The organism is Pseudomonas sp. TH32 (genome assembly GCF_016650855.1).
Lineage (GTDB): Bacteria > Pseudomonadota > Gammaproteobacteria > Pseudomonadales > Pseudomonadaceae > Aquipseudomonas.
In genome coordinates this window covers 3,831,809-3,858,394 of sequence record NZ_JAEKFA010000002.1, presented here as the reverse complement: position 1 = coordinate 3,858,394, position 26,586 = coordinate 3,831,809, and the positions used below count along the sequence as shown (strand labels likewise).

The window sequence follows — 26,586 nt, the reverse complement described above, 5'->3', positions numbered from 1 at the left end:
ACGATTTCTTGCGGCGAATAAGATCTGAGTCAATGGCAACTAACGAAGTTATCAGCCGTTAGAGCAACCGTTACCCATGACCTGATATTGAAGAATATGACGCTGACCTTGTGAGTCTTCATATTCCATTTTTACCGGTACAACTTCGCATACATCCGGAACATTGCTCATCGACAAAACTTTGGCGACATCCAAGTGGGTGCTGTAAGTGTAATCCTCAACAATCGGAGTGCTCTGGCTGGCTACGTCAGTCGGGGCTTCGTCGGCCAGGGCGGCGGTGGCGCACAAGCTGCTAAGGGCCATAACTAATAACGCTTTCATTTACTATTTACCTTTTGGCGGTCGAAAGGGGTCACGGGGCCCTTGTGAGGCCACGTGTGTAACTTGATTGGGAAGTTCGGATTAACGTTGCCTTCGTGGGGGCTGTTACGTTGTTAATCACAGTGCCTTGATGGCGTGGTTGATTTTAGGCGCACGGGTTTAATTCATATACCCGTGCTTTTGATAAACACTATTGGTGGTTTTTGTAACAATCCCGAGATGAAGGTTTTTTCAGAAACCTGCAAAGCGCCACAGGCCGCGGGCCAGAGCGCCGCCGGGGTATAGGTGGGCAATTTGTAGGGGCTTGTTACTACCATCGTCGAATGGTTCTATAGGCCCGGCCCGGCTACAACAGGGCCATACAACAACAACTATGTCACCGAGGTAAGAAAGATGAGTGCGGCTTCTCTGTACCCCGTTCGCCCCGAAGTAGCAGCCAATACGCTGACCGATGAGGCGACCTACAAGGCCATGTACCAGCAGTCGGTGGTCAACCCCGACGGTTTCTGGCGCGAGCAAGCCAAGCGCCTTGACTGGATCAAGCCTTTCACCACGGTGAAGCAGACCTCCTTCGACGATCACCATGTCGACATCAAGTGGTTTGCCGACGGCACCCTCAACGTTTCCTACAACTGCCTGGACCGTCATCTCGCCGAGCGTGGCGACCAGGCGGCAATCATCTGGGAGGGCGACGACCCTGCCGAAAGCCGCACCATCACCTACCGCGAGCTGCATGAAGAAGTCTGCAAGTTCGCCAACGCCCTGCGCGGCCAGGATGTGCACCGCGGCGACGTGGTGACTATCTATATGCCGATGATTCCCGAAGCTGCGGTCGCCATGCTGGCCTGTGCCCGGATCGGTGCGATTCACTCGGTGGTGTTTGGCGGGTTCTCGCCAGAGGCCCTGGCCGGTCGGATCATCGACTGCAAATCCAAGGTGGTGATCACCGCCGACGAAGGCATCCGTGCCGGCAAGAAAATTTCCCTGAAGGCCAACGTCGACGACGCCCTGACCAACCCGGAAACCAGCAGCATCCAGAAAGTCATCGTGTGCAAGCGCACCGGCGGCAACATCAAGTGGAACCAGCATCGTGACATCTGGTACGAAGACCTGATGAAAGTGGCGGGCACCGTGTGCGCGCCGAAAGAGATGGGCGCCGAAGAAGCACTGTTCATCCTTTACACCTCGGGTTCCACCGGCAAGCCGAAGGGCGTGCAGCACACCACCGGCGGCTACCTGTTGTATGCAGCCCTGACCCACGAGCGCGTGTTCGACTACCGCCCGGGCGAAATCTACTGGTGCACCGCCGACGTCGGCTGGGTCACCGGCCACACCTATATCGTCTATGGCCCGCTGGCCAACGGCGCGACCACGCTGATGTTCGAAGGCGTGCCGAACTACCCGGACATCACCCGGGTGGCGAAGATCGTCGACAAGCACCAGGTCAACATCCTCTACACCGCACCGACCGCGATCCGCGCCATGATGGCGTCCGGCAAGGCCGCCGTGGAAGGCGCCGACGGCAGCAGCTTGCGCCTGTTGGGTTCGGTGGGTGAGCCGATTAACCCGGAAGCGTGGGACTGGTACTACAAGAACGTCGGCCAATCCCGTTGCCCGATCGTGGACACCTGGTGGCAGACCGAGACCGGCGGCAACATGATGAGCCCGCTGCCTGGCGCCCATGCGCTCAAGCCGGGTTCGGCGGCGCGGCCGTTCTTTGGCGTGGTGCCAGCACTGGTGGACAACCTGGGCAACCTGATCGAAGGCGCGGCGGAGGGCAACCTGGTGATTCTCGATTCGTGGCCGGGCCAGGCACGCACGCTGTATGGCGACCACGACCGCTTTGTGGACACCTACTTCAAGACCTTCCGTGGCATGTACTTCACTGGTGACGGTGCGCGTCGTGACGAGGATGGCTACTACTGGATCACCGGCCGGGTGGACGACGTGCTCAACGTGTCTGGCCACCGCATGGGGACCGCCGAGATTGAAAGCGCGATGGTTGCCCACCCGAAAGTCGCTGAAGCGGCGGTGGTGGGTGTGCCGCACGACATCAAGGGCCAGGGCATCTATGTGTATGTGACGCTGAAAAACGGTGAAGAGCCGAATGAAGCGCTGCGCCTGGAGCTGAAAAACTGGGTGCGCAAAGAGATCGGGCCGATTGCGTCACCGGATGTGATCCAGTGGGCGCCGGGCTTGCCGAAGACGCGTTCGGGGAAAATCATGCGCCGGATCCTGCGCAAGATTGCGACGGCTGAGTACGACGGGTTGGGGGATATCTCCACCCTGGCGGACCCGAGTGTGGTGGCGCATTTGATCGAGACGCACAAGACCATGAATGTCGCGTAAGGCGGGGTTGTAGGGTAGAGCCCCATTCGGCGTAGGCCGGGTGGGGCTTTTTTGTGAGGAGCGGCAAATGCCACTCCCAAGACCGCATTAATGTGGGAGCTGGCTTGCCTGCGATGGCTGCGTATCAGACCCCACTGTGTTGGCTGGCCCACCGCTATCGCAGGCAAGCCAGCTCCCACAGTGGATCGCGTTTCAACTTCCATACCAATAAATATCGGTTTTCATTGTGGGAGGTTTCTGAATGTTACCGAACCCCGTAAATGTGTAACCCCACGCCCAAACATGAGGCAAAGTGCTACGCCATGCCCCGAAAACCCGCGTTTTAGACGCCCTGAAAAATTAGATCAAACGCTACACTTGCCGTGCTAGAAGGGTTTGCGAATAATAGGCCCGCAATTTGCAGCGTTAACAGGTTTAATATCTTTTGCCTCTGCATAAAATTCAGAGGCTGTCAATGTGCTGGAACCGCTTTCTCGGTGCTTCTGTAAATTGTTGTCGCATTGAGGAAATATCGGCTTCCGGCCTGTCGTTAGAATGCCGATCACTCGCTCGTCGTCGCCGATGTTGAACTGGCGCAGGACGCAGCAACGCTATTCGGTTTCACTCAGTCGCATCGTGGGCTCTGGCTCATACTGCTGTTTTGCCCTATACCGATGGAGTCCCAAGATGAAGAAACTCGTGCTGTTGGGCGCCCTGGCGCTGTCCGTGCTGTCCATGCAGGCTTTCGCCGAAGGCAAGCCCCTGAAGATTGGTATTGAAGCGGCTTACCCTCCGTTTGCCTCCAAGGCACCGGACGGCAGCATCGTCGGTTTTGACTACGACATCGGCAACGCCCTGTGCGAAGAGATGAAGGTCAAGTGCACCTGGGTCGAGCAGGAATTCGACGGCCTGATCCCGGCGCTGAAAGTGCGCAAGATCGACGCCATCCTGTCCTCGATGTCCATCACTGAAGATCGCAAGAAGTCCGTGGACTTCACCAACCGTTACTACCTGACCCCGGCGCGCCTGGTGTTGAAGGAAGGTACCGTTGTCAGCGACAGCCTGGATGAACTGAAAGGCAAGAAGATCGGCGTACAGCGCGGTTCGATCCACGACCGTTTCGCCAAGGAAGTCCTGGCTCCGAAAGGCGCCACCGTGGTGCCTTACAGCTCGCAGAACGAAATCTACCTGGACGTAGAAGCCGGTCGCCTCGACGGCACCGTGGCCGACGCCACCCTGTTGCAGGAAGGTTTCCTCGACACGCCAGCCGGTAAAGGCTACGCGTTCATCGGCCCGGCCTTCACCGACGCCAAATACTTCGGCGACGGCATCGGCATCGCCGTGCGTAAAGGCGACAAGGAAAACCTGGACCGCATCAACGCTGCTATCGCCGCGATCCGTGCCAACGGCAAATACAAGGCAATCCAGGACAAGTACTTCAACTTCGACATTTACGGCCCAGAAGCCAAGTAAACCGTCGCAGCTGTCTGTCCAGAATGGCGCAAGCAACAGGGTCTCTGAAGTTTGCGCCATTTTTTCATCCCCCTTTTCGAGGACCTGAATCATGTTGAAAGGCTACGGGGCTGTCATCCTCGATGGCGCATGGTTGACGCTTCAGCTCGCCTTGTCATCCATGGCCCTGGCCATTGTTCTGGGTCTGATCGGGGTCGCGTTACGCCTGTCGCCGGTGCGCTGGTTGGCCTGGCTGGGCGACCTGTACTCCACGGTGATCCGCGGGATCCCCGACCTGGTGCTGATCCTGCTGATTTTCTACGGCGGTCAGGACCTGCTTAACCGCGTTGCGCCGCTGCTCGGCTACAACGACTACATTGACTTGAACCCCTTGGCCGCCGGCATCGGCACCCTGGGTTTCATCTTTGGCGCCTACCTTTCGGAAACCTTCCGTGGCGCCTTCATGGCCATTCCCAAGGGCCAGGCCGAAGCCGGCCTTGCTTATGGCATGAGCCCCTTCCAGGTATTTTTCCGGGTGATGGTGCCGCAGATGATTCGGCTGGCGATCCCCGGGTTTACCAACAACTGGCTGGTACTGACCAAGGCCACCGCACTGATTTCGGTGGTGGGCCTGCAAGACATGATGTTCAAGGCCAAGCAGGCGGCAGACGCCACCCGCGAACCTTTTACCTTCTTCCTCGCAGTGGCGGCGATGTACCTGGTGATCACCAGCGTGTCGTTGCTGGCCCTGCGTCATCTTGAGAAGCGCTACTCGGTAGGCGTAAAGGCGGCTGATCTATGATCTTCGACTACAACGTCATCTGGGAGGCCATGCCGCTGTACCTCGGCGGCTTGCTGACCACCCTGAAACTGCTGGCCATTTCGCTGTTCTTCGGCTTGCTCGCGGCCTTGCCCCTGGGCCTGATGCGCGTGTCCAAGCAACCAATCGTCAACGGCGTGGCCTGGCTCTACACCTACGTGATTCGCGGCACGCCGATGCTGGTGCAGCTGTTCTTGATCTACTACGGCCTGGCCCAGTTTGAAGCGGTGCGTGAAAGCTTCCTGTGGCCGCTGCTGTCCAGTGCGACCTTCTGCGCGTGCCTGGCGTTCGCCGTGAACACCAGCGCCTATACCGCCGAAATCATCGCCGGCAGCCTCAAGGCCACGCCCCATGGCGAGATCGAAGCGGCCAAGGCGATGGGCATGTCGCGCTACAAGCTGTATCGCCGGATCCTGCTGCCATCGGCCCTGCGCCGGGCGCTGCCGCAATACAGCAACGAGGTGATCATGATGCTCCAGACCACCAGCCTGGCCTCCATCGTCACCCTGATCGACATCACCGGTGCCGCGCGCACGGTGAACGCCCAGTACTACTTGCCGTTCGAAGCCTATATCACTGCCGGCGCGTTCTACCTGTGCCTGACCTTCATCCTGGTGCGCCTGTTCAAGTTGGCCGAAGGCCGCTGGCTGAGCTACCTGGCTCCACGGAAGCATTGATATGGAACGTATCGATCACCTGTTGCCCTGGGGTCACCTGGGCTGCGAACGCCAGCTGACGGTGTTCCGTTTCGGCAGCGGCGAGCGCAAGGCCTTTATCCAGGCCAGCCTGCACGCCGATGAATTGCCCGGCATGCGTGCCGCGTGGGAGCTGAAGAAGCGCCTGGCCGAACTGGAACAGCAAGGCGCTCTTAACGGCGTGATCGAGCTGGTGCCGGTGGCCAATCCGATGGGGCTGGGGCAACTGTTACAAGGCAGCCATCAGGGCCGTTTCGAGATCGGCAGCGGCAAGAATTTCAACCGGGACTTCGTTGAGTTGAGCGAGCCGGTAGCCGAGCTGCTCGAAGGCAAATTGGGCGATGATCCCCACGCCAACGTGCGCATGATCCGCCAGGCCATGGGTGATGCACTCAACGCATTGCCCGAGCCAAGCAGCCAGCTGCAAGGCATGCAGCGCATACTGCTGAGCCATGCCTGCACCGCCGATGTGGTGCTCGATCTGCATTGCGATGCCGAAGCCGCGCTGCACATGTACGCGCTGCCGCAGCACTGGCCGCAGTGGCGATCGCTGTCTGCGCATTTGAATGTGAAGGTCGGCCTGCTGGCGGAAGATTCCGGCGGCAGTTCATTTGACGAAGCCTGTTCGCTGCCGTGGTTGCGCTTGTCCCGGGCGTTCCCCGAGGCGCAGATTCCACTGGCGTGCCTGGCGACGACCCTGGAGCTGGGCGGCCAGGCCGACACCGGCCGTGACGAAGCGATTTTCCACGCCGAAGGCATTCTGGCGTTCCTCGCTGAGCAAGGCCTGATCCGTGGTGAATGGCCCGCGCCGCAACACGAACCCTGCGAAGGCCTGCCCTTTGAAGGCACCGAGTTGTTGTTCGCGCCCCACGCCGGCGTGATCAGTTACCTGCGTAAAGCCGGGGATGTCGTGGAAGCCGGCGACCCGATATTTGAAGTGATCGATCCCTTGTCCGACCGCGTGAGCATTGTTTGCGCGGGCACGCCTGGGGTGTTGTTTGCCGTTGAACGGCTGCGTTATGCCCAAGCGGGTTTCTGGCTGGCCAAGGTGGCGGGGCGCGAAGCGCTGCGGCACGGGCGCTTGCTCAACGACTGACCAACTGTTTTTGTGAGAACCGACCGCATGTACAAACTTGAAGTCCAAGACCTGCATAAACGCTATGGCAGTCATGAAGTGCTCAAAGGTGTGTCCCTGGCCGCTGCGGCCGGTGATGTGATCAGCATCATCGGGTCCAGTGGTTCGGGCAAAAGTACCTTTTTGCGCTGCATCAACCTGCTGGAGCAACCCCACGCCGGCAAGATTCTGCTCAACAACGAAGAGCTGAAACTGGTGGCCAACAAAGACGGCGCCATGAAGGCCGCGGACCCCAAACAGCTGCAACGCATGCGTTCGCGGCTGTCGATGGTGTTCCAGCACTTCAACCTGTGGTCCCACATGACCGCGCTGGAAAACGTCATGGAAGCACCGGTGCACGTCCTCGGCATGTCGAAAAAAGACGCCCGGGAAAAGGCCGAGCACTACCTGGCTAAAGTGGGGGTGGGCCATCGTAAGGATGCGTTCCCCGGCCACATGTCCGGTGGCGAGCAGCAGCGTGTGGCGATTGCCCGTGCGTTGGCGATGGAACCTGAGGTGATGCTGTTTGACGAGCCCACCTCGGCCCTCGACCCGGAGTTGGTGGGTGAAGTGCTCAAAGTGATGCAGGACCTGGCCCAGGAAGGCCGGACCATGGTGGTGGTGACCCACGAAATGGGCTTCGCCCGTGAAGTCTCCAACCAACTGGTGTTCCTGCACAAAGGCATCGTCGAAGAACGTGGCAACCCGCGCGAAGTGCTGGTTAATCCGCAGTCTGAGCGTTTGCAGCAGTTTCTTTCCGGCAGCTTGAAGTAAACAGAACTGCTTTTATGCACTGAATTAGTGCAAGCTTCACAGCTTAAGCTGGCCCGGCTCCCACATTAGATCTCTATATGTTTTGAGATTTGTGTTGGTTTACGGGCTAGCATTGGCCTTTGTCTTCATTACTGTTTTTCGCTTCGGATAGCACTCCATGACTGCCCATCGAATTGGTTTCCTGATTTGGCCCAGCACTAAAGCACTGACGCTTGCGCTGGCTGAGGAGGCCTTGCGCGTTGCTCAGCGGGTGCATCCGGACGTGGTGTACGAACTCTCGTTTTTGCAGGCCGAACCGCCCGTCGACGGCGCCTGGCAACTGCCGGGTGAGCCGTGGGCCGGCAAGCTGGAAGGCTTTCAAAAGCTGTTCCTACTGGCAGATGAGCCGCCGACCGTCATCGCGTCCCAACTCAGCACCGCACTCAAACAATTGGTGCGCGCCGGTTGCGTGATTGGCGGGTTGTCGGCCGGTGTTTACCCGTTGGCACAACTCGGTTTGCTCGACGGTTATCGCGCCGCCGTGCACTGGCGCTGGCAGGACGATTTCGCCGAGCGTTTCCCCAAGGTCATCGCCACCAGCCATCTGTTCGACTGGGACCGTGACCGCCTGACCGCCTGCGGTGGCATGTCGGTACTCGACCTGCTGCTGGCGGTGCTGGCCCGTGATCACGGTGCCGAACTGGCGGGCGCCGTCTCGGAGGAACTGGTGGTTGAGCGCATCCGCGAAGGCGGCGAGCGCCAGCGTATCCCGCTGCAAAACCGCCTGGGTTCCAGCCATCCAAAGCTGACCCAGGCCGTACTGCTGATGGAAGCCAACATCGAAGAGCCGCTGACCACCGACGAAATCGCCCAGCATGTGTGCGTGTCCCGACGACAGCTCGAGCGCATCTTCAAGCAATACCTCAATCGTGTTCCCAGCCAGTACTACCTAGAATTGCGCCTGAACAAGGCCCGCCAGATGCTCATGCAAACCAGCAAGTCGATCATCCAGATCGGCCTGTCGTGCGGCTTCTCCTCGGGGCCGCACTTCTCCAGCGCCTACCGCAACTTCTTTGGCGCCACCCCCGTGAAGACCGTAACCAGCGCCGCAGCAGCAGCCCGTTCGAGTTGTCGTCGGTGCCGTCCGAGCGCGGTTAGGCTTTATTGCTCGATCGACAAACCCACGCGGTGGCGTTGCGCATAACGTCGCAGGTTGGCCAGGCTTGGCCTCGACAGTGGATTACCGTCCCATAGTATTGCGTTGAAATTTGGCGCGGGCATTTCCAGGATGCCGCTGTCGATATGCCGGATTGCATTGTCCCTGAGGTCGGCGGCGACGATGTTCCTCAATGAAAACAGCCCTTGTGGTACCTGCTGGATACCGGTGGATTGCAAGTCCAGGATCGCCAGTTGCTGCATCTTGCCCAGCCGCGGCGTGAGGCTCAATAAATTGTCGCTCAAGTCCAGATAGGTCAGCTGATGCAGGTCTGCCAGCGCGTTGTTCGACTCAACAGTGAGGTGGATATCGCCGTGTGGCAGGATCAGTTCATGCAAGCGTGCCAGCCGGAAGACTTGCTCGGGGATGCGTTGCAGCCGGTAGCCCTGGATGGAAAGGCTTCTGAGCCTGGGGAAACTTTCAAGAAAATGGCCGATGCCGCTGGTGGCGTCTTCGCCGTATAGCGACAGCAGTGTCACATGATCAAAATTGGCGGTCACGGTGGGGAAATCCCCCAGCAGCGTGGTGGTGTAACTCAGCTCGTGGGTGAGGGTGGGGCCGTCGTCGGCGTCATCCGTTGAAAGTTCCCGGCGCCAGCAGGCTTCCAGCAATTCCTTGAACGCCTGGCGTTTGACTTGCTCCTGCGCGCGAAGCTGCTGCGGGAGTTCCGTGCCCAGGATGGGGTGGTGGGTGGGGACGCTGATTTGCCACTCTTGCAGGTCTGCTGTCAGTTTTTCGTACTCGGCGCCCAGGCGGGTCAGTTCCAGTCGACCGGCTTCGAGACTGCCGGGCATGTTGAAGATGAACCGGTTGCATTCGTGGGTGCTGAAGGTCGGATAGAGTGCTTTGAGGCTATTGATATCGGGCCATGGCGCAGTCGTTTCCCAGCGTTCCCCGGTGTGCTGGAAATGCTGTTTGATACGGGCGATGAGGGGCTCGGGGAAGGGGTTGTTCTCCAGGTCTAACCCCTCACTGATCGCGCCCGACAGTTCGAATATCGCATCGGGCAATTCGGCGATGCGGTTGTTATTGAGAATTGCACTTTCAAGCCTGGGGCGTGTGAGTAAGCCGGCCGGGATTTGGTCAATCCCGGTGGAGGACAGGTCCAGGTACTTGAGGCTGGGCATCGCTTCGACACTCGGTACTCTGCCCAGCGGATTGTTGAACAGGTCCAGGGATTCCAGGCGCGTCATCGACGACAGCGCCGCCAGGCTCTGCCTGGTCAGTTGAACGTTGCAGCTGTCGAGCACCAGTTCGGTCAGTTGCGGCATCGTCGCCAATTCATCGGGAAAAACCCCCAGCGGCATGCCGCGCAATTCCAGGGTTCGCAGATTGCGAAAGTGCTGGATGAACCCCAGGGCGCCCGAGGTGCCTTCATCACCCATCAAGCCAAGTGTCGAGACATGCTCGAAGTTGGCTGTCAGCGTGGGCAGTTGCCCCATGATGGGTTCTTCGTACACCAGGCTATAGCCGACAATTCCGCCATCTTCATTCATGGCAGGCTCGGTTTCCCGGCGCCAGCAGCGTTGGATCTGCTCGGCCAGTACGCCACGTTTTTGCTGTTCATAGGCGTAGGTGTCAGCGGAAAGCGGGGCGTGTGTTTGTGGATCGGTGCGGGGGATGTCTCTACGCCAATCCGCCATATCCCGGGACAGTCGTGCGTATTCCACGTGCAGTTGCTCCAACTGTGGCAATGCACCGCCGGGGAGACGATTCAGGCGCTGCAGCAATAGTGTGTTTTGCTCTGGCGTGTCGGCGGGATAGAGCGCTTGTGCGCGCTGGAGCAAAGACAGTGGAGCACCCACCGCGGGCATCGGCGGGTGGGGTTCCGGATAACCCTTGAGGCCGCCTGGCAGCCTTGGGATTTGACCGGCGGCGGGTTGTCTGACGGGGTGGCGCTCGAGAATGGGCCGCAGCCGGTCACGGGGCAAGGCCACCCTGGCGAGGGCTTGGCGTAGTTGTGGACCTTGCCGGATGTGAAGGTTGAGTGCATTGCGCTCGTTGTCGGGCAGGGCTTGCAGCACCGCCGTGTAAAAATCGGAATCGCCCTGCAGGTGCAGGCCTTCGTTGTCGTAGGCCTGATATTGACCCTCCTCATGCACCAGTACTTTGCGATCCTTTGCGGTGGCGTTGCCAATACTGTCGCGCAGGGCGCCGCTGAAGGTGTGTTCACGCACTTCCAGTCGAACATTGCCCGACCATCCCGGCAACGCCGGCAGGGAATGCAGGGCCAGGGTGTGGGTGTCCAGGTTTGTCGGGGCGTTGAGGTACAGGCCTTCATAGGCGCGGTTCAAGCGGGTTTCCTGGCGTGCCCAGCTGGCCAGTTGGTCCAGGCGCTTGGGAATTTTTGCGCTGCGAAGTTCCGCCCGCTCCAGGTCGCTGGCCTGCTCCAGCAGCACATTGGCTACCGAGGCCGGGAGCCCGGGTTTACTGTCCATCAGTCGTTGAGCGGCGCCGTGCTCGGGTGGGTTCGCGGCCCTGTAGCGCGACTCGAACAGGTTGGTTTTTTGTGCTTCAGCGGTCTGTGCAATTTTTTTCCTGAGTAGGCGGGCGCGCGCATCAAGCGCTCGGGGCGGTTGACCAAACGCCTCGCCCAACAGTGTCTTGACCTCAGGCTCATCCAATGACAAAAGCAAGGTCTTCGGCAAGTCGCCGCTGGTGAGTTGCGCCTGGCTGATCCGCACCCGTGCGACGTTCTGGCGGGGCGCGTACTGCCACAGTGTCTGGCCTCTGGCATCGACCACTTGCAGTGTTCTGGTTTCGGGCCAGATGCCGCTGTCGCAGAGTAATTGCAGTTGAGTCAGGGGGGACGCGTTGCTATACACCGCCGGATCGTCGCTGTTCATTTGTTCGATGAAGGCCGAAATGTCTTGCTCGATCTTGAAGCGCTTGAGTGTGTCCTCCAGCAGCACGGGGGTGGGCTCGCGCTGAACATGCACCTGGCGCAGCACGTTTTCAGGGGTGTTGCTCACACGTCGTATCTGCTCCAGTTGCTCGCGGCTGAAGGTACTTGCCGTATGCCCCAGCCGACGCAGCAGTGTGTCTGTGTCCCAGTACAAGGGGTGATCAAGCTCGGTTTGCCAGGCGCCGGTTTGGTTGTGCCAGGCTTTGGGTTGATAGGCGTCGGGGCGGCGCGGATGCAACAGCGAGAAGTCGTCATCGCCGGGTGATTTATTCAGCACGTAGGGGGTGTCGTCCAGGCGGATCACGGCCTGGTCCAGGTGTTGATGGATACCTTGTTTGTTGGGGGTTGAGTGTTCGGGGAGCGTGGCTTTGCGCTCATAGGGTTTCAGGTCAGGCTTCCAGTACAGAGGTTTGCCGTTGGGAGCCTGAACCGGTTTGAAACTGTCGATGAAGGCGACCGTACGTTGCGGTAACAGCGCTCGAAACTCACCGGCGACAATCGCTGCGCCCGCACCGAAGGTACCCAGTTGCACCAACGCCTCGACCATGCCCATCAGGTGCTCAAAGGCTTCAGTGGTTTGGCCTTGCGCCCAGTCGACGATGCCTTCGAAGGTTTCATCCAGCAGTTGATAGGCCATGTAGGCCATCATCAGTTCTCCCAGTACGGGCACCAGCGGAGCAACCACCAGCGCGGCGATATCATGCAGCGTTGTGGCGATTTTCTGGAACGAATCCCACAGCTCCCAGCGCGCTTTCTGGTCGACCCTGGCGGTGGAAACGGCGATGACTTGGGCGTCGTTGAGGATCTTGTTGAGCTTTTGCTGATACACATGCGTCAATAAATCACCGGAAAACCCCGGCGCACTCAGTTGCGGGTTGGGCCGGGCCTGCGGGGTTTCGCGCCAGGTGGGTTGCGGATCGGCAGGGTTGTGAGGGTGCCAGGTGATCTTGCTCAGGCGGTCGTTGAGGTTGGCGAAAAAGAACCCACGGTCTTCGTGGGCGACGAACCGGCTGAAGAAATGTTGATAGTCGCTGTCGCGCAGTTGCCGGGTGAGTTCGGCACACAGAGCGCCCGTCGAGGCGTATTGCTTGATGGGGTGTTCCGGGTCGTCCGGGACGTAGGCCACCACCGGCACCGTGGCGCGATGGCGCTCCAGGTCGGGTGCGAAGAGCACAATCGCGGTCAGTCGCGCAGACATCATGCTCAGGTCATGGCAATGCACAGGCTTGCCCGCCATCTGCATGCCGGGCCGGCCATCCAGCACGCCCTGCAACGCCTCATAAATAGAGCCGTCCAGGTCGCCCTTCATATGGGCCAGCTTTAACGCGCTCTCCAGTGCGGCACGCTCACTCGCCCTGACTTCGCGTTGCAGAACCGTCGCGATCAGGCCATTGGTGATGCCCAGGTTCTCTTCCAGGTAGATTTTGTACTGCGCACCGATATCCAGGGTTCTGCACAGTTGGGTAAACGCGGGGACAGACAGGCTGCGGTTGATCTCGGGCAACACCTGGAAGTGGCCATGTGCATCGGGCTGGGTAATGAACGCGCTGGCGGCCTCGAAGGCGTCGGGCCGGGTCTCGCGGGCCTCGAAGTTGTGCAGCGCGGCGTCCAGCAGCGAAACGGTCCAGGTGCGCGCGGCGCCGGTTTTAACCGTAAACCAGGGAATGGTGGCGGGGATGTACAAGCGCAAAAATGTGGCCCTGACGTCCAGCGTGAGCCCGAACCGACTTTTCAGGGCTGCGGCCAGCAAGGGGGCGGCGAACGCGTTGACGTCTTGAAGCGATGCCAGGCGTTGCTCGACCTGGTTTTGCGCGGTCCAGTGGCTGGCGGTGTGCAGGCGTAACTGGCGGTGCTGCTCGCCGGTGGCGGTTTTGTACCAGGGCTTTACATGAGGCGTGGCGTTCTTGAGTCGTGCGCGGCGGTTCACGGAGGCGAGCACCAGCCATTCGGGAGTGGCCTGGGCCAGCAGTTGATAATGGCTGTCGGGGTGTTCTGCAACATCAGGGGAGAAACGTTGATCGTCGATGCCAGGCATGGCGCCTTTCCTTTTAGGCAGATGAGATCAACACTTTCACAAAGCAGTCGCCTGCCCGGGAGCTACATAGTTGCGCATTGGCGCTCGCGGCCGCCGGTTCAAATCAATTACGGCCAACGGCGCCCATAACCACGCCGGGCGGTTTAAACTGCGCCATTGCGATGCTATTTGTCGCATTGGCGTAAACCCGCGAAAATCACGGGTTGGCGCTATAAGAAGTTGTCGCTTGGCGGCAAGGCCGCGCTGAAAACTGTCCTTACAATCCCTGCATCGCCCGCCAGTTTCAGGCAGGCGTTCCTCTTCAGGAGACTCCGATGTCCGTTGAGCAAGCCCCGGTGCAACGTGCCGATTTCGACCAGGTCATGGTTCCCAACTACGCACCTGCCGCTTTCATCCCCGTGCGTGGCGAAGGTTCGCGCGTATGGGACCAGGCGGGCCGAGAGCTGATCGACTTTGCCGGCGGCATCGCGGTCAACGTATTGGGCCACGCCCACCCGGCGCTGGTCGGTGCACTGACCGAACAGGCCAACAAGCTGTGGCACGTGTCCAACGTCTTCACTAACGAGCCGGCCCTGCGCCTGGCCCACAAGCTGATCGACGCCACGTTTGCCGAGCGTGTGTTCTTCTGCAACTCCGGCGCCGAAGCCAACGAGGCCGCTTTCAAGCTGGCCCGTCGTGTCGCGTTCGACCGCTTCGGCACCGAGAAATACGAAATCATCGCTGCGCTGAACAGCTTCCACGGCCGTACCCTGTTCACCGTGAACGTGGGTGGCCAGTCGAAGTATTCCGACGGCTTCGGTCCGAAAATCGTCGGCATCACCCACGTGCCTTACAACGATCTGGAGGCACTGAAAGCCGCCGTTTCGGACAAGACCTGCGCCGTGGTGCTGGAGCCGATCCAGGGTGAAGGCGGCGTATTGCCGGCTGAGCTTTCGTACCTGCAAGGTGCCCGCGACCTGTGCGACGCGAACAACGCGCTGCTGGTGTTCGACGAAGTGCAAACCGGCATGGGCCGCAGCGGCGAGCTGTTCGCCTACCAGCATTACGGCGTCGTGCCCGACATCCTCACCAGCGCCAAGAGCCTGGGCGGTGGTTTCCCGATCGCAGCCATGCTGACCCGCGAGGACTTGGCCAAGCACCTGGTGGTCGGCACCCACGGCACCACCTACGGCGGTAACCCGCTGGCGTGCGCGGTGGCGGAAGCGGTGATCGACGTGATCAACACCCCGCAAGTGCTGGCCGGTGTTAATGCCAAGCATGACCTGTTCGTTTCCCGCCTGGAGAAGATCGGCCAGCAATACGGCATCTTCACCGAAGTGCGGGGCCTGGGCCTGCTGCTCGGCTGCGTGCTGAGCGATGCCTGGAAGGGCAAGGCAAAGGACATCTTCAACGCCGCCGAGCGTGAAGGCTTGATGATCCTGCAAGCCGGCCCGGACGTGGTGCGTTTCGCCCCGAGCCTGGTGGTGGAAGATGCCGACATCCAGGAAGGCCTGGACCGCTTCGAGCGTGCTGTTAAAAAGCTGACGCAAGCCTGATGGACCGTTTGGCGCCTGGCGATCCTGGCGTCGAACAAAAATTTTAAGGCCGGACCGGATCAAGTGTGGGAGCTGGCTTGCCTGCGATGGCGGTGCCACAGGCAACACCTGTGCTGACTGACACACCGTCATCGCGGGCAAGCCCGGCTCCCACATGGATCTGCTTACACAATAAGTCCTGTGTAGGCAGTTCCCCCCTGTCCGGCATTTTTCCCTCTGTGAGTTTTTCGAGTTAAGGAGTGACACCATGCTGGTGATGCGCCCCGCGCAAATGGCTGATCTGGGCGAGGTACAGCGTCTGGCTGCGGACAGCCCGATTGGTGTCACCTCCTTGCCGGATGATGTCGAACGCCTGAGCGACAAGATCGCCGCAAGCGAAGCGTCCTTCGCCGCCGAGGTCAGCTTCAACGGTGAAGAAAGCTATTTCTTCGTCCTCGAAGACACCGCCGCCGGCAAGCTGGTGGGCTGCTCGGCCATCGTCGCTTCGGCTGGCTACTCGGAACCGTTTTACAGCTTCCGTAACGAAACCTTCGTGCACGCCTCCCGCGAGCTGAAGATCCACAACAAGATCCACGTGCTTTCGCAGTGCCACGACCTGACCGGCAACAGCTTGTTGACCAGTTTCTACGTGGTACCGGAGCTGGTGGGTTCGCCGTGGTCGGAACTCAACTCCCGTGGCCGCCTGCTGTTCGTGGCTGGCCACCCGGAGCGTTTTGCCGATTCGGTGGTCACCGAGATCGTGGGCTACAGCGACGAGAACGGTGACTCGCCGTTCTGGGATGCGATTGGCCGCAACTTCTTCGACCTCAACTACGCCGCGGCCGAACGCCTGTGCGGGTTGAAGAGCCGGACCTTCCTTGCCGAACTGATGCCGCATTACCCGATCTACGTGCCGCTGTTGCCGGACGCCGCCCAGGAAGCCATGGGCCAGGTGCACCCGCGGGCGCAGATCACCTTCGACATCCTGATGCGCGAAGGCTTCGAGACCGACCATTACATCGACATCTTCGACGGCGGCCCCACGCTGCACGCACGGGTGTCGGGCATTCGCTCGATCGCCCAGAGCCGTGTGGTGCCGGTGAAGATCGGCGAGATGGCCAAGGGTGTCGGCCGCCAGTACCTGGTCAGCAACGGCCAGTTGCAGGATTACCGCGCAGTGATGCTGGAGCTGGACTACGCGCCCGGCAAGCCAGTGACCCTGGACCTGGAAACCGCCGAGGCCCTGGGCGTTGGCGAAGGCGCGAGCGTGCGCCTGGTAGCGGTATAAACAGAGTTTCGCGGGTGGCTGACAACAGCGGCCCGTTTGAGGAGATAGCATGATCGTTCGTCCCGTACGCAGCAGCGATTTACCGGCCCTGATTGATCTGGCGCGCAGCACCGGCACCGGCCTCACCACCTTGCCGGCCAACGAAGAGCGCCTGACCCACCGGGTCGGCTGGGCTGAGAAGACCTTTCGCGGCGAAGCCGGGCGCGGTGATGCAGACTACCTGTTCGTGCTGGAAAACGACGAAGGCCGTGTGGTGGGGATTTCCGCCATCGCCGGCGCGGTCGGCCTGCGCGAGCCCTGGTACAACTTCCGGGTCGGCCTTACCGTCAGCGCCTCCCAGGAACTGAACATCTATCGCGAAATCCCGACGCTGTTTCTGGCCAACGACCTGACCGGCAACTCCGAGCTGTGCTCGCTGTTCCTGCACGCCGATTACCGCAACGGCCTTAACGGCCGCATGCTGGCCAAGGCGCGCATGCTGTTTATCGCGGAATTCCCGCAGCTGTTCGGTAACAAGATCATCGCCGAAATGCGCGGCATGTCCGACGAAGCCGGGCGCTCGCCGTTCTGGGAAAGCCTGGGCCGGCACTTCTTCAAAATGGAATTCAGCCAGGCCGACTACCTTACCGGTGTGGGCAACAAGGCGTTCATCGCCGAGCTGATGCCGAAGTTTCCGCTGTACACCTGCTTCCTGTCCGAAGACGCGCGCAACGTGATCGGCAAGGTCCATACCGACACCGAGCCGGCCTTGAGCATGCTCAAGAGCGAAGGCTTCAGCTACCAGGGTTACGTCGACATCTTCGACGCAGGCCCGGCGGTGGAGTGTGAAACCACCAAGATCCGCGCGGTACGCGACAGCGAAGCGCTGGTGTTGGCGATTGGCACGCCGGGCGACGACGCCACGCCGTTCCTGATTCATAACCGTAAACGTGAAGATTGCCGCATCACCGCAGCACCGGCGCGGTTGGCTGCCGGCACCCTGGTGGTCGATCAGCAGACCGCCAAGCGCCTGCAACTGATCGCCGGTGATCAAGTGCGTGCCGTACCGTTGTCCGCTGCCCGGGAGTCGAAATAATGAATTCGTTGTATATCGCAGGTAGCTGGCTGGCTGGCCAGGGTGACGTGGTTGAATCGCTGAACCCGGTGACCCAGCAGGTGGTGTGGTCGGGTAACAGCGCGACTGCCGAGCAGGTCGAGTCCGCCGTTCAGGCCGCGCGCCAGGCGTTTCCAGCCTGGGCCAAGCGTTCCCTGGAGGAGCGCCTGAGCGTGCTGGAAGCCTTCGCCGCCAACCTGAAAAGCCGTGCCGATGAACTCGCTCGTTGCATCGGTGAGGAAACCGGCAAGCCTTTGTGGGAATCGGCCACCGAAGTCACCAGCATGGTCAACAAGGTTGCGATCTCGGTGCAGAGCTACCGCGAACGTACCGGCGAGAAGAGCGGCCCATTGGGCGACGCCACGGCCGTCTTGCGTCACAAACCCCACGGTGTGGTGGCGGTGTTCGGTCCTTACAACTTCCCGGGGCACCTGCCTAACGGGCACATCGTTCCAGCCTTGCTGGCGGGTAACACCGTGCTGTTCAAGCCGAGTGAGCTGACCCCGAAAGTCGCCGAACTGACCGTGCAATGCTGGATCGACGCCGGCCTGCCGGCGGGCGTGTTGAACCTGCTGCAAGGCGCACGGGAAACCGGGATCGCCCTGGCGGCGAATCCGGGCATCGACGGCTTGTTCTTCACCGGCTCCAGCCGCACCGGCAACCATCTGCACCAGCAATTCGCCGGGCGCCCGGACAAGATCCTCGCACTGGAAATGGGCGGCAACAACCCGCTGGTGGTGGACGAAGTGGCCGATGTGGATGCCGCGGTGTACACCATTATCCAGTCGGCGTTTATCTCGGCCGGCCAGCGTTGCACCTGTGCCCGTCGCTTGCTGGTGCCGGAAGGCGCCTGGGGCGATGCACTGCTCGCACGCCTGGTGGCGGTGAGCTCGACCATTGAAGTGGGCGCGTTCGACCAACAACCGGCGCCGTTCATGGGCTCGGTGATTTCCCTCGGCGCCGCCAAGGCGTTGATGGATGCCCAGGAATTGCTGTTGGCCAATGGCGCGATCGCGTTGCTGGAGATGACTCAGCCACAGGCCCAGGCCGCGCTGCTGACCCCGGGCATTATTGATGTGACCGAGGTCGCTGATCGTGCTGACGAAGAACTGTTCGGCCCGCTGCTGCAAGTGATCCGCTACGCTGATTTCGAGGCGGCGATTGCCGAGGCCAACAACACCCAATACGGCTTGGCGGCGGGTTTGCTGTCGGATTCCGAAGCGCGTTACCAGCAGTTCTGGCTGGAGAGCCGTGCCGGGATCGTCAACTGGAACAAACAGCTGACAGGTGCCGCGAGCAGCGCGCCGTTCGGCGGCGTAGGGGCTTCGGGCAACCATCGCGCCAGCGCCTATTACGCGGCGGATTATTGCGCGTACCCGGTGGCCTCGCTTGAGACCCCGAGCCTGGTGCTGCCTGCGTCGCTGACCCCAGGCGTAACGCTTAAGTGAAAGTGACACTGATCTAATGTGGGAGCTGGCTTGATCGGGTTAACAGATACAGATCTGCACTTGATGCCTATAAAAATACAGATGTTCGTGGAGCCTCGCCGATGAAATCCTGTGAAGTCAATTTTGACGGTCTCGTGGGGCCGACCCATAACTACGGCGGTTTGTCCTACGGCAACGTCGCGTCCCAGAGCAACAGCCAGCAGTCTTCGAACCCGAAGGAAGCGGCGTTGCAGGGCCTGGCGAAGATGAAAGCCCTGATGGAAATGGGCTTCGTACAAGGTGTGCTGGCGCCCCAGGAGCGTCCTGATGTGGCCGCCTTGCGCAGCCTCGGCTTTGCCGGCACCGACGCGCAAGTCATCCAGCAGGCGGCCAGGCAGGCCATGCCGTTGCTGGTCGCCAGCTGCTCGGCGTCGAGCATGTGGGTGGCCAATGCCGCGACTGTCAGCCCAAGTGCCGACACCGCTGATGGCCGCGTGCATTTCACTGCCGCCAACCTCAACTGCAAATACCACCGCAGCATCGAACACCCGACCACCAGCCGCGTGCTGGGGGCGATGTTTGCCGATCAAAAACACTTCGCCCACCACGCGGCCTTGCCGGCAGTGGCGCAGTTCGGCGACGAAGGCGCGGCCAACCACACCCGTTTCTGCCGTGACTATGGCGAGGCGGGCGTAGAGTTTTTCGTGTTCGGCCGCAGCGCGTTCGATACCCGCTACCCGGCGCCGCAAAAGTACCCGGCGCGCCAGACCCTCGAAGCTTCCCAGGCGGTCGCCCGTTTGCACGGCCTGCGGGATGACGGCGTGGTCTACGCCCAGCAGAACCCGGCGGTGATTGATGCCGGCGTGTTTCACAACGATGTGATCGCGGTGGGCAACGGCGAAGTGCTGTTCTATCACGAGGATGCGTTCCTCAATACCGAACAGATGCTCGGCGAACTGCAGGGCAAACTCGGCAAGCTTGGCGGCAATTTCCAATCGATCTGCGTGCCCCGGGCCCAGGTCGGTGTGGAAGACGCGGTGCGTTCCTACCTGTTCAACAGCCAGTTGCTGACCCGCGCCGACGGCTCGATGCTGCTGATCGTGCCGGAAGAATGCCGCGCCAACGAGCGCGTCTGGCAGTACCTGCAAGGCCTGACGTCTTCCGGCGGGCTGATCCGCGAAGTCAAAGTCTTCGACCTCAAGCAAAGCATGCAGAACGGCGGTGGCCCCGCGTGCCTGCGCTTGCGCGTGGCCTTGAATGAAACCGAACTGGCGGCGGTCAACCCAGGGGTTATCATGACGGCGCCGTTGTACGACACGCTCACCCAATGGGTCGACAAGCACTACCGCGACAGCCTGCGGGAAACCGACCTGGCTGACCCGCAATTGCTGCTTGAGTGCCGGACGGCACTGGATGAACTGACGCAAATCCTTAAACTGGGCTCGGTTTATCCTTTCCAGATCAATTAACGCCGCACGGCTGAGAACTATTTATGACCACCGACACCCTGAAACTGATCCTTGAAGACACCGACGGCACCCAGCTGGAAACTTCCTGCACCCGCGTCGCCGTGGTCTGGCAGGGCAAGGAGATCTGGATCCAGCACGACGGCCGCGGCCAACTGCTGATCGGCGTGGACGTGGAAGAAGGCGACGCCGAATACGCCAACCTGCTGATGCGCCCATTGGCCACCAACCTGATGAGCCTGCAACTGGAAATGGAACCGGCCGACGTTGAAGGTGATGACGACGATCACGTCCACGGTCCTGGCTGCAACCACTAAGGAAGCTGCTTATGCTCGCCCTCGGCAAACTGCTTGAACTGACCCTCGCCGGTCGCGAACCGGCGCAAAAAATTCAACTGACTGTCGACGGCGTGCAACTGCGCTGGCTCAGCGAGGGCGCGCTGGAAGTGCGGCCTCCTGAGGCGCGGGACAACGGCGGCGACCTGCTGTTGTCGTCCGGCATCCATGGCAATGAAACCGCGCCGATCGAATTGGCCGACCGCTTGCTGCATGGCATTGCCCGCGGGGAGATCAAGCCCCGTACCCGTATTCTGTTCCTGTTCGGTAACCCCGAGGCCATGCGCCGCGGCGAGCGTTATCTCGAACTGGACGTCAACCGGCTGTTCAACGGCCGTCACGAGCAAAACATCGGCCCTGAAGCCATGCGCGCTGCCGAGCTTGAGCAGTTGGCCCGCACGTTCTTCAGCGTGCCGGGGCGTAGCCGTTTGCATTACGACCTGCACACCGCCATTCGTGGCTCGAAGATCGAGCAGTTCGCGCTGTACCCGTGGAAGGACGGTCGCCAGCATTCACGCCGCGAACTGGCGCGCCTGCGAGCTGCCGGCATGGAAGCGGTGTTGTTGCAGAACAAGACCTCGATCACCTTCACGGCGTTCACTTACGAGCAGCTGGAGGCCGAGTCCTTCACCCTGGAGCTGGGCAAGGCTCGGCCGTTCGGGCAGAACCAGGGCGTGGACGTGTCCCGCCTGGAGGCGCGCCTCAAGCAGATCATCGAAGGCAACGAGCCGGCCACCGAGAGCCTGGACGGCCTGAAGCTGTTCAGCGTCTCCCGGGAAGTGATCAAGCACAGCGATACCTTCGTCCTGCATTTGCCGGCCGACGTGGAAAACTTTTCGGAGTTGGAGAAGGGTTACCTGCTGGCCGAAGACATTGCCAAGACCCGCTGGGTCATCGAGGAGGAGGGCGCGCGCATCATCTTCCCGAACCCGAAGGTCAAGAATGGCTTGCGAGCCGGGATATTGATTGTGCCGACCTCGGATGTTGGCCTTGCCTGAATGAAAAAACCCGGTTTTTACACCGGGTTTTTTATGCTGCTTAAACCGCTAGAGCTCGTGGCTCATTGCGACGCAGCGCGCGAACCTTGTGCAGGGTGTCGGCGCAGGTGCGTGCCGCTTCCTGGCCCTTGTGCACGAAGTGCTCATAAAAGAAGGTGTGGTGCTCGCTGCCCGCGTGGAAGTGATGCGGGGTCAGGGATACCGAGAACACCGGCACTTCGGTTTCCAGTTGAACCTGCATCAGGCCGCTGACCACTGACTGAGCAACGAACTCGTGACGGTAGATCCCGCCGTCCACCACCAGGGCGGCCGCGACGATACCGGCATAACGGCCGGACTTGGCCAGCAGCTTGGCGTGCAGGGGCATTTCAAAGGCGCCGCCGACTTCAAAGAAATCGATGTCCGATTCCTGGTAGCCCTGGGCGATCATTTCGGCGAGGAAGCCTTTACGGCTCTGATCGACAATATCCTTGTGCCAGCAGGCCTGGATAAACGCGACGCGCTCGCCGTGATGGTTTTTGCTTTTGCTGTCGATTGCGGTGGGTTGCATGTTCTGACTCCTGTTTAAGAAAAAAACAGGGCGATATGAATCGAATGGGATTTAAGGGTACGGACAGCCGGGTCATGCGAGCATGAAATCCAGCGTTCGGCCCTTAGGTGCCAATCCCGTTCTCTCTTCATCCGGACTATGACCGTCGGCCCCGGGATCACACCGGGTCTGCTGACCTTGTCGCCGTCCTGCCGAGGCAGTTCGAGGCGCCAAGCGCTCGCGGGCTATGCACGTTGCGTGCAATTACCGCCGGTGGGGAATTACACCCCGCCCTGAGAACGTTGCCGCCAGAACCCTGGCGGCGGAGAGTTTTTATCATGGTTTTTCAGAAACTGCACGGTTGGTTTATCGATAACCTATATCGGTTTGTTTGGTTGGTATTCGATTGTGCAAGCACGGGGCTTGATATTCCGCGGGTTTGCCCGCAGTAATCGTTAACACAAGAAACGCCCCAAATCCGCTAGAGGCTAGTTTGATGACCGTGATTGACCTGCGCAGCGACACAGTGACCCAACCGACCCCAGGCATGCTCGACGCGATGGCGACTGCGGCCAGTGGCGACGACGTCTACGGCGAAGACCCGAGCGTCAACCGCCTGGAAGCCGAACTGGCCAAGCGCTTGGGTTTTGCCGCCGCGTTGTTCGTGCCCACCGGCACCATGAGCAACTTGCTTGCGTTGATGGCGCACTGCGAGCGGGGCGAGGAATACATCGTCGGTCAGCAGGCCCACACCTACAAATACGAAGGCGGCGGCGCGGCAGTACTGGGTTCGATCCAGCCTCAGCCCCTGGAAGTGCAGGCTGACGGTTCCCTGAACCTTGAGCAGGTGCTGGCGGCGATCAAGCCGGACGACTTCCACTTCGCCCGCACCCGTTTGCTGGCGCTGGAAAACACCATGCAGGGCAAAGTCCTGCCCCTTGAATACCTGGCGGCTGCGCGGGCATTTACCCGGGAACACGGCCTGGCCTTGCACCTCGACGGCGCGCGGCTTTATAACGCTGCGGTCAAGCTGGGTGTGGATGCGCGGGAGATTGCCCAGCACTTCGATTCGGTGTCGGTGTGCCTGTCCAAGGGCCTGGGTGCGCCGATCGGCTCGGTGTTGTGCGGCTCCACGGCCTTGATCGCCAAGGCCCGCCGTTTGCGCAAGATGGTCGGTGGCGGCATGCGCCAGGCCGGTTCGTTGGCGGCGGCGGGGCTGTATGCCCTGGACCACCAGGTTCAGCGCCTGGCCGACGACCATGCCAATGCCCAATGGCTGGGAGATGAACTGCGCAAGGCGGGTTACACAGTGGAGCCGGTGCAGACCAACATGGTCTACGTCGATATCGGTGATCGGGCCCAGGCCTTGAAGGCGTTTGCCGCCGAGCGCGGGATCAAGTTGAGCGCCGCGCCGCGCCTGCGCATGGTCACTCACCTGGACGTCAATCGGGCACAGATGGAGCAAGTGCTCGCGACATTCGTCGAGTTTTCCCGAAAATGACAGTGCAGACCGTCTAATTGACTGTTTCTATCACATAAACACGCTGTACCACGGGCAAAGGGCCGATATAATGCGGCCCTTTGCCGTCGCTCCGTCTGATGACGTTTAGCACTGGCCTTTGGCCGCAGCCTCCGTGGAAGAACCTAATGAAAAGCGCAGAAATCCGTGAAGCCTTCCTTCGCTTCTTCGAAGAGCAAGGTCACACCCGTGTCGCCTCCAGCTCCTTGATCCCAGGCAATGACCCAACCCTGCTGTTCACTAACGCGGGGATGAACCAGTTCAAGGACTGCTTCCTGGGCCAGGAAAAGCGCGCCTACACCCGCGCCACCAGCAGCCAGAAGTGCGTACGCGCCGGCGGCAAGAACAGCGACCTGGAAAACGTGGGCTACACCGCCCGCCACCACACCTTCTTCGAGATGCTGGGTAACTTCAGCTTCGGCGACTATTTCAAGAAAGATGCGATCACCTTCGCCTGGACCTTCCTGACCGGCGTGCTGAAGCTGCCGAAGGAAAAGCTCTGGGTGACCGTCTACGCCACTGATGACGAAGCCTACGACATCTGGACCCAGCAGATCGGTGTGCCGGTTGAGCGCATGATTCGCATCGGCGACAACAAAGGCGCGCCTTACGCCTCCGACAACTTCTGGACCATGGGCGATACCGGCCCGTGCGGCCCCTGCACCGAGATCTTCTACGATCACGGCGCCGACATCTGGGGTGGCCCACCGGGCTCGCCGGAAGAAGACGGCGACCGCTACATCGAAATCTGGAACAACGTGTTCATGCAGTTCAACCGCACCGCCGATGGCGTGTTGCATCCGCTGCCAGCCCCGTCGGTCGACACCGGCATGGGCCTGGAGCGGATCAGTGCGGTGATGCAGCACGTTCACTCCAACTACGAGATCGACCTGTTCACCAACCTGCTGAGCGCTTCGGCTGCGGCCATTGGCTGCGCCAACGACAATCAGTCGTCGCTCAAGGTCGTGTCGGACCACATCCGTTCCTGCGGCTTCCTGATTGCCGACGGTGTGCTGCCGTCGAACGAAGGCCGTGGCTATGTGCTGCGCCGCATCATCCGTCGCGCCTGCCGTCACGGTAACAAGCTGGGCGCTACCGGCAGCTTCTTCTACAAGATCGTTGCCGCGCTGGTGGCCGAGATGGGCGATGCCTTCCCGGAACTCAAGCAGCAGCAAGCCAACATCGAACGCGTGCTCAAGGCTGAAGAAGAGCAGTTCTCCAAGACCCTGGAGCACGGCCTGAAGATCCTCGAACAGGACCTGGCTGAGCTCAAAGGCACCGTGGTGCCGGGCGACGTGGTGTTCAAGCTGTACGACACCTACGGTTTCCCGATGGACCTGACCGCCGACATCGCCCGCGAGCGCGAGCTGACCATCGACGAAGCAGGCTTTGAGCGTGAGATGGAAGCCCAGCGCGTCCGTGCCCGTTCCGCCAGTTCTTTTGGCCTGGACTACAACACGCTGGTAAAGGTTGATGTAGCCACTTCGTTCATTGGTTATGAGGCCACCGTTGGCTCGGCCAAGATCGTGGCTATCTATAAGGATGGCAAGTCGGTCGACGTGCTGAACGAGGGTGACGAGGCGGTTGTGGTCCTCGACCAGACCCCGTTCTACGCCGAATCCGGTGGCCAGGTCGGTGACTGTGGTTTCCTGAGCTCGACCTCCGGTCGTTTTGATGTGCGCGACACCACCAAGACCGGCGGTGCGTTCCTGCACCACGGCGTGCTGGTGCTGGGCAACCTGACCGTCGGTGCGCCGGTGGACACTCAGGTAGATGCCGACGTACGGCATGCAACTGCCTTGAACCATTCTGCCACTCACTTGCTGCACGCCGCGTTGCGTCAGGTATTGGGTGAGCATGTGCAGCAGAAAGGTTCGTTGGTGGACAGCCAGCGCCTGCGCTTTGACTTCAGTCATTTCGAGGCGATCAAGCCTGAGCAGTTGAAGGCCCTGGAAGACATCGTCAACGCCGAGATTCGCAAGAACACTCCGGTGGAAACCGAAGAAACCGACATCGAGACCGCCAAGAAGAAGGGCGCCATGGCGCTGTTTGGTGAGAAGTACGGCGACGAAGTGCGCGTGCTGAGCATGGGCGGCAGCTTCTCGGTGGAGCTGTGCGGCGGTATCCACGCCAGCCGTACCGGCGACATCGGCCTGCTGAAAATCATCAGCGAAGGCGGTGTGGCTTCCGGCGTGCGTCGTATTGAAGCGGTCACTGGTGCTGCGGCCCTGGCCTACCTCAATGCGGCTGAAGAACAACTCAAGGAAGCGGCCAGCCTGGTCAAGGGCAGCCGCGACAACCTGATCGACAAGCTCTCCGGTGTACTGGAGCGCAACCGTCAGCTGGAAAAACAGCTGGAGCAGTTGCAGGCCAAGGCGGCCAGCGCGGCGGGCGATGACCTGTCGGCTTCCGCCCTGGACGTCAAAGGCGTGAAGGTCCTGGCTGTGCGCCTGGACGGTCAGGATGGCAAGGCGCTGTTGGCCTTGGTCGATCAGTTGAAGAACAAGCTCGGCCGCGCAGTGATCCTGCTCGGCAGTGTCCATGAGGATAAGGTCGTTCTGGTTGCCGGTGTAACCAAGGACCTGACTGGCCAACTCAAGGCCGGTGATTTGATGAAGCAAGCCGCCGCGGCAGTGGGCGGGAAGGGCGGTGGTCGTCCGGACATGGCGCAAGGCGGTGGTGTAGACGCCGGTGCCCTGGACGCGGCCCTGGCCCTGACCGTGCCGTTTGTCGAGGCAGGTATTTAAGACGCTGTTAATGAGCTCGTGGTCTAGTCAC

At 60.7% G+C, this 26,586-nt stretch carries 18 protein-coding genes, 1 pseudogene and 1 riboswitch; of the genes and pseudogenes, 16 read left to right on the top strand and 3 right to left on the bottom strand.

The genetic code is table 11. The features are described from left to right. Positions 1-51: 51 nt before the first annotated feature. Positions 52-321, bottom strand: a complete 270-nt coding sequence (locus JFV30_RS21245) for a DUF2790 domain-containing protein (protein WP_010165605.1) — start codon at positions 319-321, stop codon at positions 52-54. A 393-nt stretch (positions 322-714) separates the two neighbouring features. Here JFV30_RS21245 and acs point away from each other — a divergent pair, with 393 nt between their 5' ends. From acs to JFV30_RS21210, 7 genes and pseudogenes are all read left to right on the top strand, one after another. Next, on the top strand, positions 715-2,670 hold the full coding sequence (gene acs / locus JFV30_RS21240; protein ID WP_201125104.1) for an acetate--CoA ligase: 1,956 nt from the start codon (positions 715-717) through the stop codon (positions 2,668-2,670). Positions 2,671-3,336: 666 nt separating this feature from the next. Then, entirely contained in the window at positions 3,337-4,122 is a 786-nt protein-coding gene (locus tag JFV30_RS21235; RefSeq protein WP_010165608.1) for an ABC transporter substrate-binding protein, read from the top strand. A gap of 91 nt (positions 4,123-4,213) precedes the next feature. Beyond that, a complete protein-coding gene (locus tag JFV30_RS21230; RefSeq protein ID WP_003214341.1) occupies positions 4,214-4,903 on the top strand; it encodes an ABC transporter permease in 690 nt (229 codons plus the stop codon). Beyond that, on the top strand, positions 4,900-5,598 hold the full coding sequence (locus tag JFV30_RS21225; protein ID WP_010165618.1) for an ABC transporter permease: 699 nt from the start codon (positions 4,900-4,902) through the stop codon (positions 5,596-5,598). Before JFV30_RS21230 ends, JFV30_RS21225 begins: the two co-directional genes overlap by 4 nt. A 1-nt stretch (position 5,599) precedes the next feature. Further along, a complete protein-coding gene (locus JFV30_RS21220; RefSeq protein WP_201125103.1) occupies positions 5,600-6,712 on the top strand; it encodes a succinylglutamate desuccinylase/aspartoacylase family protein in 1,113 nt (370 codons plus the stop codon). A 27-nt stretch (positions 6,713-6,739) separates the two neighbouring features. Further along, the gene (locus JFV30_RS21215; protein WP_003214336.1) at positions 6,740-7,504 is read left to right on the top strand and encodes an ABC transporter ATP-binding protein; all 765 of its coding nucleotides are present in this window, start codon (positions 6,740-6,742) and stop codon (positions 7,502-7,504) included. Between the two features lie 157 nt (positions 7,505-7,661). Then, positions 7,662-8,641, top strand: a pseudogene (locus JFV30_RS21210) (GlxA family transcriptional regulator). A gap of 3 nt (positions 8,642-8,644) precedes the next feature. On the opposite strand, the gene JFV30_RS21205 reads toward JFV30_RS21210, so the two are convergent. After that, positions 8,645-13,639, bottom strand: a complete 4,995-nt coding sequence (locus tag JFV30_RS21205; RefSeq protein WP_201125102.1) for a dermonecrotic toxin domain-containing protein — start codon at positions 13,637-13,639, stop codon at positions 8,645-8,647. Between the two features lie 314 nt (positions 13,640-13,953). Between JFV30_RS21205 and JFV30_RS21200 the strand changes: the two genes are divergently transcribed. The 7 genes from JFV30_RS21200 to astE all read left to right on the top strand — a co-directional run bounded on the left by JFV30_RS21200 (position 13,954) and on the right by astE (position 21,760). Continuing rightward, on the top strand, positions 13,954-15,174 hold the full coding sequence (locus JFV30_RS21200; RefSeq protein ID WP_169386037.1) for an aspartate aminotransferase family protein: 1,221 nt from the start codon (positions 13,954-13,956) through the stop codon (positions 15,172-15,174). A 247-nt stretch (positions 15,175-15,421) separates the two neighbouring features. After that, entirely contained in the window at positions 15,422-16,441 is a 1,020-nt protein-coding gene (aruF, locus tag JFV30_RS21195; RefSeq protein WP_010165630.1) for an arginine/ornithine succinyltransferase subunit alpha, read from the top strand. A 49-nt stretch (positions 16,442-16,490) separates the two neighbouring features. Continuing rightward, positions 16,491-17,516 (top strand): arginine N-succinyltransferase, encoded by a 1,026-nt coding sequence (gene astA / locus JFV30_RS21190; RefSeq protein WP_003214325.1) that lies wholly within the window; start codon positions 16,491-16,493, stop codon positions 17,514-17,516. Then, positions 17,513-18,982, top strand: a complete 1,470-nt coding sequence (astD, locus tag JFV30_RS21185) for a succinylglutamate-semialdehyde dehydrogenase (RefSeq protein WP_201126226.1) — start codon at positions 17,513-17,515, stop codon at positions 18,980-18,982. The genes astA and astD overlap by 4 nt, the downstream gene beginning before the upstream one ends. Before the next feature lie 101 nt (positions 18,983-19,083). Continuing rightward, on the top strand, positions 19,084-20,430 hold the full coding sequence (astB, locus tag JFV30_RS21180; protein ID WP_010165635.1) for an N-succinylarginine dihydrolase: 1,347 nt from the start codon (positions 19,084-19,086) through the stop codon (positions 20,428-20,430). A gap of 23 nt (positions 20,431-20,453) precedes the next feature. Then, complete coding sequence (locus JFV30_RS21175; protein ID WP_003214319.1) at positions 20,454-20,744, top strand: hypothetical protein; 291 nt, start codon at positions 20,454-20,456, stop codon at positions 20,742-20,744. Positions 20,745-20,755: 11 nt separating this feature from the next. Continuing rightward, on the top strand, positions 20,756-21,760 hold the full coding sequence (astE, locus tag JFV30_RS21170) for a succinylglutamate desuccinylase (RefSeq protein WP_201125101.1): 1,005 nt from the start codon (positions 20,756-20,758) through the stop codon (positions 21,758-21,760). Positions 21,761-21,800: 40 nt separating this feature from the next. On the opposite strand, the gene JFV30_RS21165 is transcribed toward astE, so the two are convergent. Further along, positions 21,801-22,310 carry a 6,7-dimethyl-8-ribityllumazine synthase gene (locus JFV30_RS21165; protein WP_003214313.1) on the bottom strand — a complete coding sequence of 170 codons (510 nt, stop codon included), beginning with the start codon at positions 22,308-22,310 and terminating at the stop codon, positions 21,801-21,803. A gap of 114 nt (positions 22,311-22,424) precedes the next feature. Beyond that, positions 22,425-22,594: riboswitch (FMN riboswitch) on the bottom strand. A gap of 191 nt (positions 22,595-22,785) precedes the next feature. Between JFV30_RS21165 and ltaE the strand changes: the two genes are divergently transcribed. Together ltaE and alaS are read left to right on the top strand one after the other, a co-directional pair. Continuing rightward, positions 22,786-23,790 carry a low-specificity L-threonine aldolase gene (ltaE, locus tag JFV30_RS21160; protein WP_201125100.1) on the top strand — a complete coding sequence of 335 codons (1,005 nt, stop codon included), beginning with the start codon at positions 22,786-22,788 and terminating at the stop codon, positions 23,788-23,790. Positions 23,791-23,936: 146 nt separating this feature from the next. Continuing rightward, complete coding sequence (alaS, locus tag JFV30_RS21155; RefSeq protein WP_201125099.1) at positions 23,937-26,555, top strand: alanine--tRNA ligase; 2,619 nt, start codon at positions 23,937-23,939, stop codon at positions 26,553-26,555. The last annotated feature ends 31 nt before the right edge of the window (positions 26,556-26,586 follow it).